This window comes from Caulobacter sp. 17J65-9, assembly GCF_010975005.1.
Lineage (GTDB): Bacteria > Pseudomonadota > Alphaproteobacteria > Caulobacterales > Caulobacteraceae > 17J80-11.
Window position 1 is genome coordinate 1 of the sequence record NZ_JAAIVC010000037.1, and the last position, 17,699, is coordinate 17,699.

Genomic DNA, 17,699 nt, shown 5'->3' on the forward strand with positions numbered 1-17,699 from the left:
CGGCTTGGGCGCAGGCGCCCCTGGCGACGGCCTTCCCCGGCGCGCTCGGCTGGGCCGCGCGCACGCCGGGCGGCCGGGGCGGGCGCATCGTGCGGGTCACCACCCTAGCGAACGACGGCCCGGGCTCGCTCCGGGCCGCTGTCGCCGAGAAGGGACCGCGCATCGTGGTGTTCGAGGTCGGCGGGGTGATCGACCTCGACCGCCGCAACATCAAGATCAACGAACCCTTCTTGACCATCGCCGGCCAGACCGCGCCGTCCCCGGGGATCACCCTGATCCGCGGCGGCGTCGGCGTCTCGACCCACGACGTGCTCATCCGGCACATCCGCGTGCGCCCGGGCGAGGCCGGCCAGGCGAAGAAGAGCGGCTGGGAGTGCGACGCCCTGGCCTGCGACCGCGCGCATGACGTGATCGTCGACCACTGCAGCCTGACGTGGGCGACGGACGAGAACCTGTCGGCTTCAGGCCCGCGCTTCGACGGGGCCGATGCGGACGCGTGGCGCGCGGCCACCTCGCGCGGGATCACCTTCTCGAACAACATCGTCGCCGAGGGCCTGTCGAACGCCACCCACTCCAAGGGCGAGCATTCCAAGGGCAGCCTGATCCACGACAACGTCGGCGAGGCCCTGGTCGTCGGCAACCTCTACGCCCACAACCGCGAGCGCAATCCGCTGTTCAAGGGCGGGACTGAAGGCGCGGTGGTCAACAACTACATCTACGACCCGGGCAAGCGGGCCGTGCACTACAACCTGCACGCCAAGGAGTGGGGCGAGCACCCGTTCCAGCGCGGGCGGCTGTCGGTGGTCGGCAACGTGGTGCAGGCCGGCCCCTCCACCCTCGACAACCTGGCCCTGTTCCAGCTGGGCGGGGAGGGCGAGCTGGAGCTCCACGCCCGCGACAACCTCGGCCTGGACCGCGCCGGCGCGCCGCTGCCCGCCTTCGGGCGGTTCGGCGACGGGACGCCGGGCCTGATCGAGGCGGCGCAAGCCCCGGTCTGGCCGGCCGGCTTCAAGGCCCTGCCGGCCTCGGCGGTGAAGGCCGCAGTGCTGCGCGAGGCGGGCGCCAGGCCCTGGGACCGCGACGCCATCGACGCCCGCATCCTGCGCGAGGCGGCCGAAGGGACCGGGCGCATCATCGACAGCGAGCAGGACGTCGGCGGCTATCCGGCCTATCCGGAGACCCGGCGCGCGTTCCGCGAGGCCGACTGGAACCTGGACGACATGAGCCCGAAGCGGCCTGAGGTGCTGACGGCGGGGTGAGGGGGGCGAATGTCCACTTTGGGGCGCGGACTTCCAGCTTGCCGGCCAAAGGCTTGTGGATGAACATCAGCCATGGCTGTCTCGATGCTTCCCCTAAAAGGCGGCGGGCTCTCTTTGGAGTTCGAGCTGGCGGATGTCGAGCGGGTCTCTTCATCGCTGCGCGATCACTTCGGAACCCCGCAGGTCGAGCACCATCCGTTCCACCTAGTTTACAAGTTCAAGCAGGCTGACCTGCTTTTCCAGAACGAGTGGGACGATCCATGTCTCATTGCGAGCACCCCTGAGGGCGTGGCGATGCTGGAGAAACTCGCCGCCGACTTGGTCTAATTCGGTCGGGGAGCGAAGTGGGGGCGAAGGCGGACACTGCCGCCCCTGACCGCCCGCATCCGTGAGGATTACGGCGCGCCTGCGCTCCATGGCGGGAAGCTTAAGGCGCAAGGCGCGGGCCGCCCGCCTACGACATCAACGTCGCCCGGCATCCCTTGAACCGCCACGCGCCGCCGACCTTTTCCAGCAGGCAGGCGCTCTCGCGGGCGAAGGTCGGGGTGTAGGCGTAGCTGATCCAGGCCACCGCGTGGCGGCCGTCGGCGGTGACCAGCGGGCGGGAGAGGGTCAGCCATTGCTTGGGCTGCGCCGGGTCGGGCTCGAACGAGATCCCGTGCGCGCGCCAGTCGCAGGCGAGGTGGTAGGCGGGATGGGCGGCGCCGTCGGCGGCGGCCAGTTCGGCGGCCTGGGCCTGCGTCAGCCCCAGGTCCTTGTAGACAGCGACGTCCTGGGCGACCCAGCTCTCAAGGGACTGGACGTCCTTCGGATCCCAGCCTTTCAGCTTCTCGGCGTAGGCCGCGTGCCGCTCGGCCCGGCTGGGCGCGGCCGCGAGCTCGCGGCGCGGTTCGGGCAGCCGGATCGCCCCGGCCTCGGTCCGCACGGTCAGTTCGCCCTGGGCGATCGCGGCGAATATCGCGCAGTCTTCGGTGCTGCTGGAGACCGGCTTGGACGCGGTGGTCTCGTACGCGGCGGCCGGCGCGGCCAGCGCGCTCAGCCAGGCGGCGGTCAAAAGGACGATCTTCATCGCGGTCCCCTCAGCGACGGCATCGGGGAGCATAGCCGTTTAGGTCGGTCGGGGCATCTGGCAGCTACAGCGCCCGATACCGCACGTCCTTAAACCGCGCCTGGCCTGTCCCCGCCGCGAACAGGGCCGGGCGCAGGCTGAGGAAGTCGCCGGCCGTGTTGTGGTGGTAGCCCGACACCTCCATCTGCACGTCGAACTTCTTCCAGGTCCGCCCGTCGGAGCTGTGGTGCAGGGTCACGACGTGGCGGTCGTTGGTCAGGCGCAGCCAGATCCTGCGGCCGTAGCCCTCCGGCGCGCGGGCGTTCCGCTCCAGGCCGTAGCGGTGCATGACGAACCGCTCGCCGGTCCAGCCCAGGCCGCAATAGAGCCGGCGGCTGTAGAACAAGAGCACGCCCGCCTGAGCGCCCGGCTCGACCTCCAGCTCGACCTCTATTCTGTAGGCCGGATCGCCGGCCACGAAGGCCAGCGGCGAGCAGTCCCTGGGCTGGGCGCCCTTGGCGGCCATGACCAGAGCGCCGCCCTGGCGCGTCAGGCGCGCCGCCTCGCCGGGCGCGGGATCGTAGAAGCCCCACTGCACGCCCAGCTTGTCGGTCGAGAAGTCGTCGGACAGGGAAAGCCCGTGGGGCAGGGCGGTCCCGCCCTTCGGCTTGCCCAGCGGCTTGGACAGGTCGCCGCCCTTCGCCCGGAACCAGCCGTCGGCGGTCCACTCGACCGGATCCAGCAGGCACTGGCGGCCCAAGGTCCAAAAGCCGTTCTCATAGCCGTGGTAGACCATCCACCAGCCGCCGCCCGGCCCTTCGACCAGGGTGGCGTGCCCGCGCGACCACCACTTCTCGGAATTGCTCCGGGTGCGGACGATCGGGTTGTTCGGATGGTGCTCCCACGGCCCGTGGATCGAGCGCGAGCGCGCGGCGATGACCATGTGGCCGGTCGGTGGGCCAGCCGTGCCGCCGACCGCGGTGACCAGGTAGAACCACTCGCCCCGGCGCAGCACCTTCGGCCCCTCGGGCGAGAAGCTCTCCACGTCCCAGTCGTCCGGATAGCGCCAGGGATCGTAGACGTGCTCGACCGCGCCGATGGTCGAGAGGCCGTCGTCGGCCAGCCGGATGCGGTCGCCCCCGCTCAGGAACAGCCAGCGCGAGCCGTCCTCGCCGACCGCGTGGCCGGGGTCGATGTGGTTCGGCAGATGCAGGTCGACCGGCTCGCTCCAGGGACCGGACGGATGGTCGGCGGTGATGACCCAGATCGTGCGCCCCTCGGGCCGGCGCGCGGGGATGTAGAGGAACCAGCAACCCTCGTGCTTGACCAGTTCGGGCGCCCACACCGAGCCGATCGGCGTCTTCAGGGCGGCGGTCACCGGCGTCCAGTTGACCAGGTCGCGCGAGCGCCAGAGCACCAGCCCCGGATAGGCGTCGAACGAGGAGAAGGTCATCCACCACTCGTCGCCGTCGCGCACGATGGTGGGGTCCGGATGGTCGCCGGCCAGGATCGGGTTGAGGAAGCGCCCGTCGCCGAGGTCGGCCTTGCGCTGGCCTTCGAAGCCTTCGCCCCACTTAGGCGCGGTGGTCGGCGTCGCGGCGCCGGCCTGGGACGCGGAGGCGGCGGCCCCGCCGGCGATCAGCGCGGCCAGCGAGCCGCGGCGGGTGAGGTCGACCATCGGGCTAGAATCTCAGGCGGCGGAAAGGGCGGTGGCCGGGTCGTCGCCCATCCGCGCGTAGGCGGCCTCGAGCGGACCGCGGAAGCGCGGATCGGCGGCGAGCGCCGGCGGGAAGACGCTGGCCAGCGCCAGGAAGCGCTCCACCCCGCCGCCGGCCGTGGCGATCTCGGCCAGTCGGTCGCCCAGCGGGTCGACGATCCTTTCGCCGTCGCGCGTACGCATCTCGACGAAGCGCATCCAGGCGGCCAGCGGCACCACCAGCCGCTCGACCGAACGGCCGGCGCCGAGCGCGTCGGCCACCGTGCCCAGGATGCGGAACGGCAGCTTCTGCGAGCCGTCCCAGGCGATCTGCGACAGCAGGTGGCGGATGGCCGGATTGCGGAAACGCTTCAGCACCGCTTCGGAATAGGCGGCGAGGTCCAGGCCCGCCGGAGGCGTCAGGGTCGGCGCGATGTCTTCCAGCATCATCGCCCGCACGAAGCCGGCCAGCGCGGGATCGCCCATCGCTTCCGCGACGGTGGTGTGGCCGCGCAGCAGGCCGGCGTAGGCCAGGGTCGAGTGCGGCCCGTTCAAGAGGCGCAGCTTGGCCCGCTCCCAGCCGCCGACGTCGTCGGTCAGGCTGACGCCGACGCAGGCCAGGTCCGGCGCGTCGGCGCGCATGACGTCCTCGACCACCCACTGCACGAAGGCCTCGCGCTGGATCGGCCAGGCGTCCTCGACGCCGGCAGCGTCCAGCACGCGGGCGCGCAGCGCGTCGTCGGTGGCGGGCGTGATGCTGTCGACCATGGTGCGCGGGAAGCGGCACTCAGCCTCGATCCAGGCCGCCAGCCCGGCGTCCAGCGCGCCGGCGAAGGCCAGCACGGCGCCCCGCAGCCGCACGCCGTTGTCGGCGAGGTTGTCGCAGCTCAGCACCGTCAGGCCCGGCAGCTCGGCGGCGCGGCGCAGCGCCAGGCCGGCGACCAGCCAGCCGATGGCGCTCTTCGGCGCCTCGTCCGGCGCGGTCAGGTCGTGGAAGACGTCGGGGTGGGCTGCGTCCAGCGCGCCGGCGCCGTCCAGGCAGTAGCCCTTTTCGGTGATGGTCAGGGTGACCACGCGTACGGCAGGCGAGGCCAGACGGGCCAGCACCGCGTCGGGCTGTTCGGGGGCGACCAGCACCTCGCGGATCGCGCCGATCACCCGGAGCTTCGTTTCCGCTTCCAGCTCGACCAGGGTGTAGAGCCCGTCCTGCGGATCGAGCGCGTCGCGGACGCCCGGGCTCTTCAGCGACACCGCCGAGATCGCCCAGCGCGGATCCCGCGCCAGCAACTCGTCGAAATAGAAGGCCTGGTGCGCGCGGTGGAAGGCGCCGGGGCCGAAGTGGACGACGCCGATCTCGGTCGCCTCGCGATCATAGGCGGGCGTGGCGGCGCCGCGGACCTGGGGCAGGGCGGCTGACGAAAGGCGGCTCACAACGTCACCCCTTGTTTCCAGACGGCGATCTCGCGCTCGCCGTTCGCCTCGGCGCGGGTCTCCCGGCCCGAGGCGGTGTCGATCACCAGCGCCATCAGCGCGTCGGTCGCGGCCTCCAGGCCGTCGGCGAGCACGCTGCCGGCGTCGAAGTCGATCCAGCGCGGCTTGCGCTCGGCCAGCGCCGTGTTCGAGGCGATCTTCAGGGTCGGCGCGGGGAAGCCCAGCGGCGTGCCGCGGCCGGTGGTGAACAGGATGACCGTCGCGCCGGCGGCGGTCAGGGCGGTGGAGGACACGGCGTCGTTGCCGGGCGCCTCCAGCAGAGCCAGGCCCGGCCGGCTGATCCGCTCGCCGTAGCGCAGCACCTGGGTCAGGGGCGCGGCCCCGGCCTTCTGCACCGCGCCGAGAGACTTCTCCTCCAGGGTGGTGATGCCGCCCTCGACATTGCCGGGCGAGGGGTTCTCCGACACCGGCTCGCCGTGGTCGAGGAAGTAGCGCTTGAAGTCGTTGACCACCTCGACGACGCCGTCGAAAACGGCGCGGTCAGCGGCGCGGGCCATCAGCAGGCGCTCGGCGCCGAAGATCTCCGGGATCTCGGTCAGCACCGGCGTGCCGCCGGCCTCGGCCACCCGGTCGGCGATGCGGCCGACCAGCGGGTTGGCGGTCAGGCCGGAAAAGCCGTCCGAGCCGCCGCACTTCAGCCCGATCACCAGGTCCGACAGGGCGCACGCTTCGCGCCGGTCCTGCTCGGCCACGGCGACCAGGGCCTCGACGGCGTACAGCCCGTCCTCGATCTCGTCGTCGGCCAGTTGCGTGTTGAAGGCGCGCAGCCGCTCGGGCGCGACGTCGGCCTCGGCCAGCAGGGCGGCCAGCTGGTTGTTCTCGCAACCCAGGCCCAGGATCAGCACGCCGCCGGCGTTCGGGTGGGCGGCGAGGGCGGCGATCAGCTTGCGGGTGTGGGAGAGGTCGTCGCCCAGCTGCGAGCAGCCGAACGGGTGAGGGAAGGCGTGCACCCCGTCGACCCGGCCGGCGAAGCGCTGTGCGGCCTTGTCGGCGATGCGCCGCGCGGTGTTGGCCACGCAGCCGACGGTGCAGAGGATCCAGATCTCGTTGCGGGTGCCGACCCGCCCGTTCGCCCGGCGATAGCCGAGGAACTCGCCTGTGCTGACGGCGGGGGCGGTGGTCGGCGCCGGGGCCGTCCAGGCGTAGGCGTCCACGCCGGAAAGCCCGGTGGCCAGGTTGTGCGTGTGCACGTGGTCGCCGGGCCTGATCGCCTGCGTCGCCCGGCCGATCGGCCAGCCGTACTTCTTCACTTCGGTCCCGGCGGCGACCGCGTTCACCGCAAACTTGTGACCCTTCGGGACGGCGGCGCGGACCTCGATCTGGCGGCCGTCGACGACGACGCTCTCGCCGGGTTCGAGCGGGCGAAGCGCTGTGGCCACGTCGTCGCCGGGGGCGACGCGGTGCACGGAGGGAAGGGCGGGGGACGCGGACATATGCTCAAGGTAACCGGTGTCATATTTCGCGCAAGCAGTCGTTCGGCCCAGTGGCGTGGGCGCTGGCGTGCGGCTATGTAAGGACTGTTGCAGTCGCCGGGGCCGAATGACCGTCATCAGCAAGACCGCCGCAGGCTCGGCCGAAGGGTCGACCGAGACCGAGCGGGACCGCCGCCGTCCGACCATCAACGACATCGCGCGCCTGGCCGCCGTCTCGAAGAAGACGGTGTCGCGGGTGATCAACGAGTCGCCCTTCGTGAAGGAAGAGACGCGCGCGCGGGTCAACGCGGTGATCGACGAGCTGGGCTACGTGCCCGACCCCCAGGCCCGCGGCCTGGCGTTCCGGCGCTCGTTCCTGGTCGGAATGATCTACGACAACCCGAACCCGCAGTACGTCGTGAACATGCAGCAGGGCATCCTCGACGCCCTGAAGGGCTCCGGCTACGAGCTGATCATCCGTCCGGTGGTGCGCTCCGATCCCAACTTCCTCAGCGACATGCGCGCCTTCGTGGAGCGCCAGAAGCTGTTCGGCGTGGTGCTGCCGCCCTCGGTCTCCGAAGACGAGCGCCTGGCCGCTCTGCTGAACGAGATCGACTGCCCCTACGTGCGCATCGCCTCGGTGCCGCTGGACGAGGCGGAGAGCATGGTCGTCACCCACGACCACATGGGCGGCGAGGCGGTGGCCAAGCACCTGCTGGCGCACGGCCACAAGGTGTTCGCCCACATCTCCGGTCCGCTGACCTTCCGCTCGGCCCACGAACGCCGGCGCGGCTTTTGCGAGGCCCTGGCCGCGGCCGGGGTCAGCCTGCCGGACGCCTACGTGATGGAAGGCGCCTACACCTTCGAGTCGGGCATGGCCTGCGGCGAGGCCCTGCTGGCCCTGTCGCCGCGGCCGACCGCCATCTTCACCGGCAACGACGAGATGGCCTCGGGCGTGCTGCAGGCCGCCCGCAAGGCCGGCCTGCGCGTGCCGGAAGACCTGTCGGTGGTCGGCTTCGACGACTTCCAGATCGCCTCGCGCCTGTGGCCGCCGCTGACCACGGTGCATGCGCCCACCACCGACGTGGGCCGGATCGCCGCCGATCGCCTGATCCGCGGCGAGGACGACGGGCGGGCGCGCCGCTACGACCCGGATTCGATCCTGCCCTACCTGGTGGTGCGCGAGTCGTCCGGCCCGGCGCTGGCCTGAGATCAGGCCGAGCCGGTGGCGCTCGCGCCGCCGTCGGCGCCGCCGTCGCTGCTGGCGCCCGCGCCGCCCGAGGTGGGCAGGGCGGTGTTGAACTCGCGGTCGGCGGTGTCGGCGCAGACGAGCAGGGTCGTCTTCAACTGGTCGCCTGTCATGGCTTTCAGCCGCTCGATCCCGCGGTCGGCCCACTGCGCGTTGGAATCCCGCGCGTTCAGCCGGCCCAGGTAGTAGGCGAAGTAGATCCTCAGCAGACTGTCTTCCTGGGGATTGTCCAAGGCCGCGACGGCGAAAGCCATGACGGCCATGCAACTTAGATCGCGATCGCTGGTGTCGGTCTGAGCGAAGGCGGGTGAGCCCCAAACGGCCGCCAGTGCGGCCAAGGCCACGGCGGTGCGCCGCATCGGCCACTCCTACTGTGTGTCAGAGGTAACGCGGGCCGGGGAGGATCGTTCGGGCGCGGCCGCGAAGACCGCGAGCGCGCTCCGCTTTCCCGTTTACAAATCACAATGACACCGGTTACCAAAGGGGCGAGGAAACACCGGAAGCGCACCAAAATGGCCAAGCCGCTCGTGCTTCATGACGATCGCCTGTTCCCGGCCGAGCCCTCGGCGCGGGCGGTGGCGCGCGAGCTGTATGCGGCGGTGAAGAGCCTGCCGATCATCAGCCCGCACGGCCACACCGATCCGTCCTGGTTCAGCGAGAACGAGTCGTTCGGTAACGCCGCCGACCTGCTGCTGGCCCCGGACCACTATCTGTACCGGATGCTCTACAGCCAGGGCGTGCCGCTGGAGCAACTGCGCGTGCCCTCCAAGCGCGGACCCTCGGGCGCCGATCCGCGCGAGGCCTGGCGGCTGTTCGCCTCGAACATGAAGCTGTTCCGCGGCACGCCGTCGTGGCTGTGGCTGAACTACGTGTTCGCGGAGGTGTTCGGCTTCGAGGTCGCCTTGGACGAGACCACGGCCGACCTCTACTTCGACACCATCGGCGAGAAGCTGGCGACCGACGCCTTCCGCCCGCGCGCCCTGTTCGATCGCTTCAACATCGAGGCGCTGGCCACGACCGAAGGCCCGCAGGAGAGCCTGAAGCACCACCATGCCATTCGCGACAGCGGCTGGGGCGGCAAGGTGATCACCGCCTACCGGCCCGATCCCGTCATCGACGCCGAGCACGAGCAGTTCGGCGACGCCATGGAGCGTTTCGCCCAGGTCACCGGCCAGGACGTGTGGAGCTGGCGCGGCTATCTGGACGCCCACCGCGTCCGCCGCGCCGCCTTCATCGACGCCGGCGCGACCTCGACCGACCACGGCCACCCGACCGCGGCCACCGCGGACCTGGCGCCGGCCGAGGCGGAGGCGCTGTTCCACAAGATCACCGCGGGGAGCTTCACCGCGGCCGAAGCCGAGCTGTTCCGGGCGCAGATGCTGACCGAGATGGCGCGCATGAGCCTGGACGACGGGCTGGTCATGCAGATCCACCCCGGCTCGTTCCGCAACCACAACCACCTGCTGTTCGAGGGCTACGGCCGCGACAAGGGCGCCGACATCCCGCAGCCGACCGAGTACGTGCGCGCGCTGAAGCCGCTGCTGGACCGGTTCGGCAACGATCCCAAGCTGTCGGTGATCGTCTTCACGCTCGACGAGACCAGCTATGCGCGCGAACTGGCGCCGCTGGCCGGCCACTATCCGATCCTGAAGCTGGGCCCGGCCTGGTGGTTCCACGACAGCCCGGAGGGCATGCGCCGCTTCCGCGAGCAGACCACCGAGACGGCCGGCTTCTACAACACCGTCGGCTTCAACGACGACACCCGCGCCTTCCTGTCGATCCCGGCCCGCCACGACGTGGCGCGGCGCGTCGACTGCGCCTTCCTGGCGCGGCTGGTGTCGGAACACCGCATGACCATCGAGGAAGCGGCGGAAACCGCCGTCGACCTCGCCTACAACCTGCCCAAACGGGCCTACAAGCTCGACCAGACGTCGCCGGCCGGCGCGCTCGCACCGGCTGCCTGAGGAGTCCTCTCGTGTTCAACAAGACCTACCACGCCACCCACCCCGACATGATGCAGGGCGCCAGCAACGACGACCTGCGCGCGCGCTACCTGGTGGACGGCCTGTTCGCCGCCGACGCGATCGCCCTGAACTACACTCACAACGAGCGCATGGTGCTGGGCGGCGCCGCCCCGGTGTCGAAGACCGTGAGCCTGCCGGCCCAGACCGAGCCGGCCTCGGCCGCCGGCAAGCCGTTCCTGGAGCGCCGCGAGCTGGGCGTGGTCAACGTCGGCGACGGCGCGGGCAAGGTCAGCGTCGACGGCGTGGTCTACGACCTGCAGCCGAAGGACGGCCTGTACATCCCGATGGGCTCGGCCGAGGTGACCTTCTCGTCGAACGACGCCGCCAGCCCGGCCAAGTTCTACCTGGTCTCGACCCCGGCCCACACCCGCTACGAGGTGGTGAAGATCTCCATCGACCAGGCCGTGCCGCTGGAGCGGGGCGCGCTGGAGACCTCCAACGAGCGGACCATCTACCAGTACATCATCCCGGCCACCTGCAAGTCGTGCCAGCTGCTGCTGGGCCTGACGATCCTGAAGCCGGGCAGCGTCTGGAACACCATGCCGCCGCACCTGCACGACCGCCGTTCGGAGGTCTACTTCTACTTCGGCCTGAAGGCCGACGAGCGGGTGTTCCACTTCATGGGCGAGCCCGACCAGGCCCGCCACATCGTCATGGCCAACGACGAGGCGGTGATCAGCCCGCCGTGGTCGATCCACATGGGTTCGGGCACCTCGAACTACGCCTTCATCTGGGCGATGGGCGGCGAGAACCTCGACTACACCGACATGTGCGTCCTCGACATTTGTCAGTTGAAGTGATGGTGGGCTGCATGAGTCCCTTCAGCCTCGAAGGCAAGGTCGCCGTCGTCACCGGCGCCAACACCGGCCTGGGCCAGGGCGTGGCGGAGGCGCTGGCGAAGGCCGGCGCCGACGTCGTCGCCGTCGGCCGCACCCCGCCGGCCGACACCGAAGCCGCGGTGAAGGCCGCGGGCCGTCGCTTCCACGCCATTTCCGCCGACCTGGGCTCGATCGAGCCGGTCGGCCGGATCGTGCAGGAGACGGTCGACACCCTGGGCGGCCTCGACATCCTGGTGAACAACGCCGGCATCATCCGCCGCGCCGACGCCATCGAGTTCACCGAGGCCGACTGGGACGCGGTGATGGACGTCAACCTGAAGACGGCCTTCTTCCTGTCTCAGGCCGCCGCGAAGCACATGCTGAAGAACGGCGGCGGCAAGATCATCAACATCGCCTCCATGCTGTCCTTCCAGGGCGGCATCCGCGTGCCGTCCTACACCGCCTCGAAGAGCGGCATCGCCGGCCTGACCAAGCTGCTGGCCAACGAGTGGGCGGCCAAGGGCGTCAACGTCAACGCCATCGCGCCGGGCTACTTCGAGACCAACAACACCGAGGCGCTGCGGAAGGACGAGAGCCGCAATCGCGACATCCTCGCCCGCATCCCGGCCGGCCGCTGGGGCGACCCGTCGGACCTGGGCGGGGCGGCGGTGTTCCTGTCCTCGCGCGCGGCCGACTACGTGCACGGAACCATTCTGCCGGTGGATGGGGGATGGTTGGCGCGTTGACCGGATTGTCGGCGGCGAGGGCGGAGACGTCGGCGCCGCCGACCAGCCGTCACGTACGCCAGAACGTGAGCCTGCTGAGCGGCCTGCTCGGCGAGGCGATCCGTTATCTCGACGGCGAGGCCGCCGCCGCCCTGGTCGACGGGGCGCGCACGGCCGCCGCCAAGGGCGAAGCCCGCTTCGACCAGCTCAGCGCGGAGGACGCGGTCTATCTGGCCCGCGCCTTCGCCTGCCATGCGATCCTGGGCGCCGTCGCCGAGGACGTCGCCGGCCGTAGGCGCCACGCCGAATTTGAGGCCGGCCCGAACGACCGGCCCCTGTCCCTGCCGGCCGCGGTCGCGGCCCTGAAGGCCGACGGCGTCTCCGCCGAGGAGATCACTGAGGAGCTCGGACGACTGAACGTCGTGCCGGTGCTGACCGCCCATCCCAGCGAAATGCGCCGGCGCAGCGTGCTGGACCGCGAGGGCGAGATCTCGCGCCTGCTGTCGCTGCGCCGCCACCACAATCCGCGCGATGTCGACCGGCGCATCCAGGACGAGCTGTTCCGCGAGATCGCCATCCTCTGGAAGACCCGCCTGCAGCGGCCCGAGCGCATCACCGTCGACGACGAGGTGCGCAACACGCTCTCCATCGTGCGCCGTTCGATCCTGCCGGCCCTGGTCGAGCTCTACGAACGCTGGGCGGTCGAGCTGGAAGACGACGACCTGCCGGTGGTGCTGCGCCTGGGCTCGTGGCTGGGCGGCGACCGCGACGGCCATCCGGGCGTCGACGCCGGCACGCTGGAGCGGGCGCTACGCCGCCAGGCCGGCCTGATCCTCGACTTCTACGTCGCCGAAGTGCGCCGGCTGTCCTCGGACCTGGCCTTCTGCTCGGGCCTGATCAGCGTCTCGCCGGAGGTGGCGGTGATGGCCGAGCGCTCGGGCGAGCACTCCGTCCACCGCGCCGACGAGCCTTACCGCCGCGCCCTGTGCGGGATGGAGCGGCGTCTGAGCGCCACCCGCGCGCGCCTGTACGGCGAGAAGGTGGCCGGCGCCTCCTACGACGGTCCGCAGGACTTCATCGCCGACCTGGAGACGGTGCGCGCCTCGCTGGTCGCCCACGGCGGCGAGCGCCTGGTCGGGGCGGCCCTGAAGACCCTGCTCAAGATCGCGCGCGCCTGCGGCTTCCACCTGATGTCGGTGGACCTGCGCCAGAACGCCGACGTGCACGAACGGGTGATCGCGGAACTGCTCCAGAAGGCGTCGCCGGGGCCGGACTACCGGACCCTCGACGAGCCCGAACGGGTGCGCCTGCTGCTGCAGGAGCTGGCCCACGAGCGGCCGCTGCGCTCGCCCTTCGCCCGCTATTCGGACGAGACGGAGCGCGAGCTGAAGGTGTTCGACGCCGCCGCCGAGGCCCTGCGCCGGTTCGGCCCGCAGGCGCTGGGCAGCTACATCGTCTCCAAGTCGGAGAGCGTCTCCGACATCCTCGAGCCCTACGTGCTGTTCAAGCAGGCCGGCCTGGTGGTCGGCGGGGCCGAACCCGCCGCCAGCCTGCGGGTCGCGCCCCTGTTCGAGACCATCGACGACCTGGCCCACGGGCCGCAGGTCATCGCCGACTGGCTGGCCCTGCCGGCCGCCCGCCCGCTGCTGGGCGAGGCGGCGGTGCAGGAGGTGATGATCGGCTACTCCGACAGCAACAAGGACGGCGGCTACGTCGCCTCGCGCCGGGCGGCGTGGGAGGCGGCTTCCAGCCTGGCGCAGACCTGCGCCGAGGCCGGCGTGCGCCTGCAGCTGTTCCACGGCCGCGGTGGTTCGGTCGGCCGCGGCGGCGGCTCGGCCTCGGAGGCCATGCTGGCCCAGCCGCCGGGCAGCGTGCGCGGGCGCGTGCGCCTGACCGAGCAGGGCGAGATGATCGCCCGCAAGTTCGGCGACGCGCCGACCGCCCGACGCAACCTCGACAGCCTGGTCGCCGCCGTCGCCCTGGCCTCGCGGACGCGCGGGGAGGGGAGGGCCTCGCCCGCCCAGGCCACGGCCCTGGCCGGCCTGGCGCGGGAATCCTTCGCCGCCTACCGGGCGCTGGTCTACGACGACCCGGCGTTCGAGGAATTCTTCTGGCACGCCACCCCGATCGCCGAGATCGCGGGGCTGAAGATCGGCAGCCGCCCGGCCTCGCGCAGCGCCTCGCGCAAGATCGAGCATCTGCGGGCCATCCCCTGGGTGTTCAGCTGGTCGCAGGCGCGGTTCATGCTGCCGGGCTGGTACGGCTTCGCCACAGGGGTGAGGCGCTCAGGCCTCTCCACCGCGCGGCTGGGCGACCTGGCCGCCGAGTCGGAGTTCGTCGCCGGCCTTCTGTCGAACATGGAGCTGGCCCTGGCCCAGAGCGACATGGGCGTCGCCGCCCGTTATGCGGCCCTGTTCCCGGACGAGGCCGCGTCGACGCGCATTTTCGACACGATCCGGCGCGAGCACGACGAGGCCTGCGCCCTGGCGCTCGCCGCCCGCGGCGGGGCCCGCCTGCTCGACAACCAGCCGCATCTGGCCGAGTCGGTCGAACTGGGCGCGGCGGTGCTGGATCCCTTGAACGGCCTGCAACTGGAGCTGCTGGCCCGCCGCCGCCGGGGCGACGAATCCGCCGCCGTGGCGCTGGGCGTGCAACTCACCGTCAACGGGATTGCGGCGGGGCTGCGCAACACCGGCTGAGCGTATCTGTGGCCGTTCTGTGACAGTTTGCGCGTTTAGCGACGGCCACGCTCTTGCCACTATCCAGACTCAAGCGTTAGGGTCATTGATACCGGTGTCAGAAGAACACGCCTCGCCGATTGACACCGGTGTCAGAACGAGCGGGGCACAGGGACGAGCGTCCACGTCTCACTAGGACGTGGTGCGGGAACATCAGCCGTCAGACGTGCGAGTCACGTATGACGGGGAGGGGGGATTTGAATGTCCAAGTTCACTGAGCGGCGCGCGCGCGCGCTGCGATACGGCGTCGCCGTTTCCGTGATCGCCGCCGCCATGGGCGTGGCCGGGGCGGCCGCGGCTCAGAGCGCGCCGGCCGACGACACGGTGGAAGAGGTCGTGGTCACCGGCTTCCGCGGCAGCCTGCGTCAGGCGATCGACGTCAAGCGTCAAGAAACCGGCGTCGTCGACGCCATCATGGCCGAAGACATCGCCGACTTCCCTGACCTGAACCTGGCGGAATCGATTCAGCGCGTCCCGGGCGTCGCGATCGACCGTGACGCCGGCGAAGGTCGTTCGATCACCGTTCGCGGTCTGAGCGCCGACTTCACCCGCACCCGCATCAACGGCATGGAGGCCCAGGCCACCACCGGCGGCACCGACAGCTCCGGCGGCGCCAACCGCGGTCGCGGCTTCGACTTCAACGTCTTCGCGTCGGATCTCTTCAACAGCATCAAGATCTCGAAGACGGCCGCGGCCGAGACCGAAGAAGGCTCGCTCGGCGCCACCGTCGACCTGCAGACCTCGCGTCCGTTCGACTACAAAGACTTCACCATGGCCGGGTCGGCCCAGTACGGCTACAACGACCTGTCCCAGGAATACGACCCGCGTCTGGCCTTCCTGATCAGCGACCGCTTCGCCGACGGCAAGTTCGGCGCCCTGCTGTCGGTCGCCTACGGCAAGCGCAACCTGATCGAAGAGGGCTACAGCTCGGTGCGTTGGGACAACGGTCCCAGCAGCGGCGGCTTCTGCAGCCCCGTCGGCCACGTGCCGCAGAACCCGACCAACAGCGGTTCGACCGGTTCGAGCGCGACCAACTGCGCCACCGGCATTCCGCGTATGGCGAACACCCCCGGCAACCAGGCGGTCTACGACCTGGCCACCGGCACCACGGCGTCGCCGGTGTTCCACCCGCGCCTGCCGCGTTACGGGCGTCTGACCCACTCGCAGGATCGCCTCGGCGTCACCGGCGCCCTGCAGTGGCGTCCGGCCGACTCCACCCTGATCAGCTACGAGCTGCTGTATTCGAAGCTCGACGCCACCCGTCAGGAAGACTTCCTGGAGGCCCTGTCGTTCAGCCGTAACGCCTCGGCCGGCGGCAAGACGCAGATCAACGTGCTGGACGCGGCGGTCGACAACGGCGAGCTGGTCTACGGCCTGTTCGACAACGTCGACGTGCGCTCTGAGTCCCGCTACGACGAGCTGTCGACCGAGTTCACCCAGCACACCCTGTCGCTGGAGCACGACTTCTCCGACAGCCTGCACGCCAAGGCCTATGTCGGCCAGGCGGTGTCGGACTTCACCAACCCGATCCAGACCACGGTCACCTTCGACCGGACCAACACCGACGGCTATTCGTGGGATTACCGGCAGAACAGCAACCTGCCGCTGATCGACTACGGCTTCGACGTCACCGATCCGGCCGCCTGGTCGTGGATCGGCGCCGGCGCGCCGGCCACCGCCCTGCCGACCTCGGAAATCCGCCTGCGTCCGAACGGGGTGAAGACCACCTTCCGCACCGCCCAGTTCGACCTGGCCTGGGACGTCGAGGACAACGTCACGCTGAAGACCGGCGTGAACTACAAGACCTTCAAGTCGGACTCGTACGATTTCCGCCGGACCCTCGAGACCTCCGTGCCGGCGCTGCCGGCCGGGACGACCCTGGCCGACATCTCCAACGTGCTGACCGGCTTCGGCCGCAATCTGGGCGCGCCGTCGGGCATCGACACGGCGTGGCTGCGTCCGGACCTGAACGCCATCGCTGACCTCTACAATATCTACTGTAACTGCGACACCGGCGTGCCGGGCGGCGACTTCCGCCTGACCAGCATCACCAACGGCAACGCCCGCGGCGGCAACCGCTCGGTCGAGGAGAAGGACCTGGCCGCCTACGTCCAGGTCGACTTCAAGACCGACCTGCCGATCTGGGACATGGGCCTGCGCGGCAACCTCGGCATTCGCCAGGCGAAGACCGAGATCTACGCCGAGGGTTACAGCTCGCAAGGCGGCGGCACCCTGGTGTGGGGCAAGCACGACTACACCGACACCCTGCCGTCGCTGAACCTGGCGCTCGACCTGAACGACGACATGGTGCTCCGCTTCGGCGCCGCCAAGGTCATGGCGCGTCCGCAGATCGGCAACACCCTGGCCGGGACCAACTACCTGGTGCCGACCACGTCGCTGGCCACCACGGGCACGACCTACACCGCCAGCAAGGGCAACGTGGAACTGGAGCCGTTCCGCGCCAAGACCTTCGACCTCAGCTTCGAATGGTACTTCGCGCCGGAATCCCTGTTCTCGGTGGCCGTGTTCTACAAGGACATCGACTCCTACATCCAACTGCAGCGCCAGGACCTGCTGTACTCCCAGCTGAGCACGATCGATCCGGTCGCGTTCGACCCGGCCTTCTGCCCCGGGCCGATCCCGGGCGACCCGGCCAAGTGCGCCGCCAACTCGACCTTCCAGTACACGACGGCGTTCAACACCGAAGGCGGGCCGCTGAAGGGCTACGAGATCAGCTTCCAGCAGCCCTTCACCTTCCTGCCGGGTCCGTTCGACGGTCTGGGCGTGCAACTGAACTACACGCACGTCGAGTCCGAGATCGACTACTGCGCCAACGCGCTGTGCACGACGGTCATCACCAACGACATGGCCAGCCTGTCGCCGGAATCGTACAACGCGACGCTGTACTACGAGACCGACAAGCTCAGCGCTCGCGTCTCGGCGGCGTCTCGCGAAGGCTACCTGCAGAACGTTCCGGGCCGTAACAACAACGCCCTGGAAGGCAAGCAAGGCACCTTCAACGTCGACGTGTCGGCTTCGTACAAGTTCAACGACAACTTCACCGTCACGTTCGAAGGTCTGAACCTGACCGACGAGTTCAACGCCCAGTGGGTCGGCGACGACACGCGCGAAAGCACGTCCGTCTATCACCACACCGGTCGTCAGTATTACTTCGGCTTCCGGTACAAGTACTAAGCGTACCCGTTTCCTCCTGAAACGAGAGGGGGCGTCGGGTTCGT

At 70.2% G+C, this 17,699-nt stretch carries 13 protein-coding genes; 8 read left to right on the plus strand and 5 right to left on the minus strand.

Annotation, left to right across the window (positions count from 1 at the left end; translation table 11 throughout):
- Together G3573_RS08165 and G3573_RS08170 are read left to right on the plus strand one after the other, a co-directional pair.
- Window positions 1-1,259, plus strand: a 1,259-nt coding sequence (locus G3573_RS08165) for a pectate lyase (RefSeq protein WP_163260594.1), incomplete at its 5' end; no start/stop codon positions are given.
- Window positions 1,260-1,331: 72 nt separating this feature from the next.
- A complete protein-coding gene (locus tag G3573_RS08170; RefSeq protein ID WP_163260595.1) occupies window positions 1,332-1,586 on the plus strand; it encodes a hypothetical protein in 255 nt (84 codons plus the stop codon).
- Between the two features lie 127 nt (window positions 1,587-1,713).
- Here the strand turns inward: G3573_RS08170 and G3573_RS08175 are convergent, their stop codons facing one another.
- From G3573_RS08175 to G3573_RS08190, 4 genes are all read right to left on the minus strand, one after another.
- Entirely contained in the window at window positions 1,714-2,328 is a 615-nt protein-coding gene (locus G3573_RS08175; protein WP_163260596.1) for a hypothetical protein, read from the minus strand.
- Window positions 2,329-2,392: 64 nt separating this feature from the next.
- Window positions 2,393-3,985, minus strand: a complete 1,593-nt coding sequence (locus tag G3573_RS08180) for a family 43 glycosylhydrolase (protein WP_163260597.1) — start codon at window positions 3,983-3,985, stop codon at window positions 2,393-2,395.
- Window positions 3,986-3,997: 12 nt separating this feature from the next.
- A complete protein-coding gene (locus tag G3573_RS08185) occupies window positions 3,998-5,434 on the minus strand; it encodes a mannitol dehydrogenase family protein (RefSeq protein ID WP_346427358.1) in 1,437 nt (478 codons plus the stop codon).
- On the minus strand, window positions 5,431-6,927 hold the full coding sequence (locus tag G3573_RS08190) for an altronate dehydratase family protein (protein ID WP_163260598.1): 1,497 nt from the start codon (window positions 6,925-6,927) through the stop codon (window positions 5,431-5,433). Before G3573_RS08190 ends, G3573_RS08185 begins: the two co-directional genes overlap by 4 nt.
- A gap of 106 nt (window positions 6,928-7,033) precedes the next feature.
- Here G3573_RS08190 and G3573_RS08195 point away from each other — a divergent pair, with 106 nt between their 5' ends.
- Window positions 7,034-8,116, plus strand: coding sequence for a LacI family DNA-binding transcriptional regulator (locus G3573_RS08195; protein WP_163260599.1), 1,083 nt, complete (start codon window positions 7,034-7,036; stop codon window positions 8,114-8,116).
- A gap of 2 nt (window positions 8,117-8,118) precedes the next feature.
- On the opposite strand, the gene G3573_RS08200 is transcribed toward G3573_RS08195, so the two are convergent.
- Window positions 8,119-8,514, minus strand: a complete 396-nt coding sequence (locus tag G3573_RS08200; RefSeq protein WP_163260600.1) for a hypothetical protein — start codon at window positions 8,512-8,514, stop codon at window positions 8,119-8,121.
- 153 nt (window positions 8,515-8,667) lie between these two features.
- On the opposite strand from G3573_RS08200, the gene uxaC reads away from it, so the two are divergent.
- From uxaC to G3573_RS08225, 5 genes are all read left to right on the plus strand, one after another.
- Entirely contained in the window at window positions 8,668-10,119 is a 1,452-nt protein-coding gene (uxaC, locus tag G3573_RS08205) for a glucuronate isomerase (protein ID WP_163260601.1), read from the plus strand.
- A gap of 11 nt (window positions 10,120-10,130) precedes the next feature.
- Window positions 10,131-10,979, plus strand: coding sequence for a 5-dehydro-4-deoxy-D-glucuronate isomerase (kduI, locus tag G3573_RS08210; RefSeq protein ID WP_163260602.1), 849 nt, complete (start codon window positions 10,131-10,133; stop codon window positions 10,977-10,979).
- Window positions 10,980-10,990: 11 nt separating this feature from the next.
- Window positions 10,991-11,743, plus strand: a complete 753-nt coding sequence (gene kduD, locus G3573_RS08215; RefSeq protein WP_163260603.1) for a 2-dehydro-3-deoxy-D-gluconate 5-dehydrogenase KduD — start codon at window positions 10,991-10,993, stop codon at window positions 11,741-11,743.
- Window positions 11,744-11,808: 65 nt separating this feature from the next.
- Complete coding sequence (gene ppc, locus G3573_RS08220; RefSeq protein WP_346427359.1) at window positions 11,809-14,421, plus strand: phosphoenolpyruvate carboxylase; 2,613 nt, start codon at window positions 11,809-11,811, stop codon at window positions 14,419-14,421.
- 240 nt (window positions 14,422-14,661) lie between these two features.
- Window positions 14,662-17,655 carry a TonB-dependent receptor gene (locus G3573_RS08225; protein ID WP_163260605.1) on the plus strand — a complete coding sequence of 998 codons (2,994 nt, stop codon included), beginning with the start codon at window positions 14,662-14,664 and terminating at the stop codon, window positions 17,653-17,655.
- The last annotated feature ends 44 nt before the right edge of the window (window positions 17,656-17,699 follow it).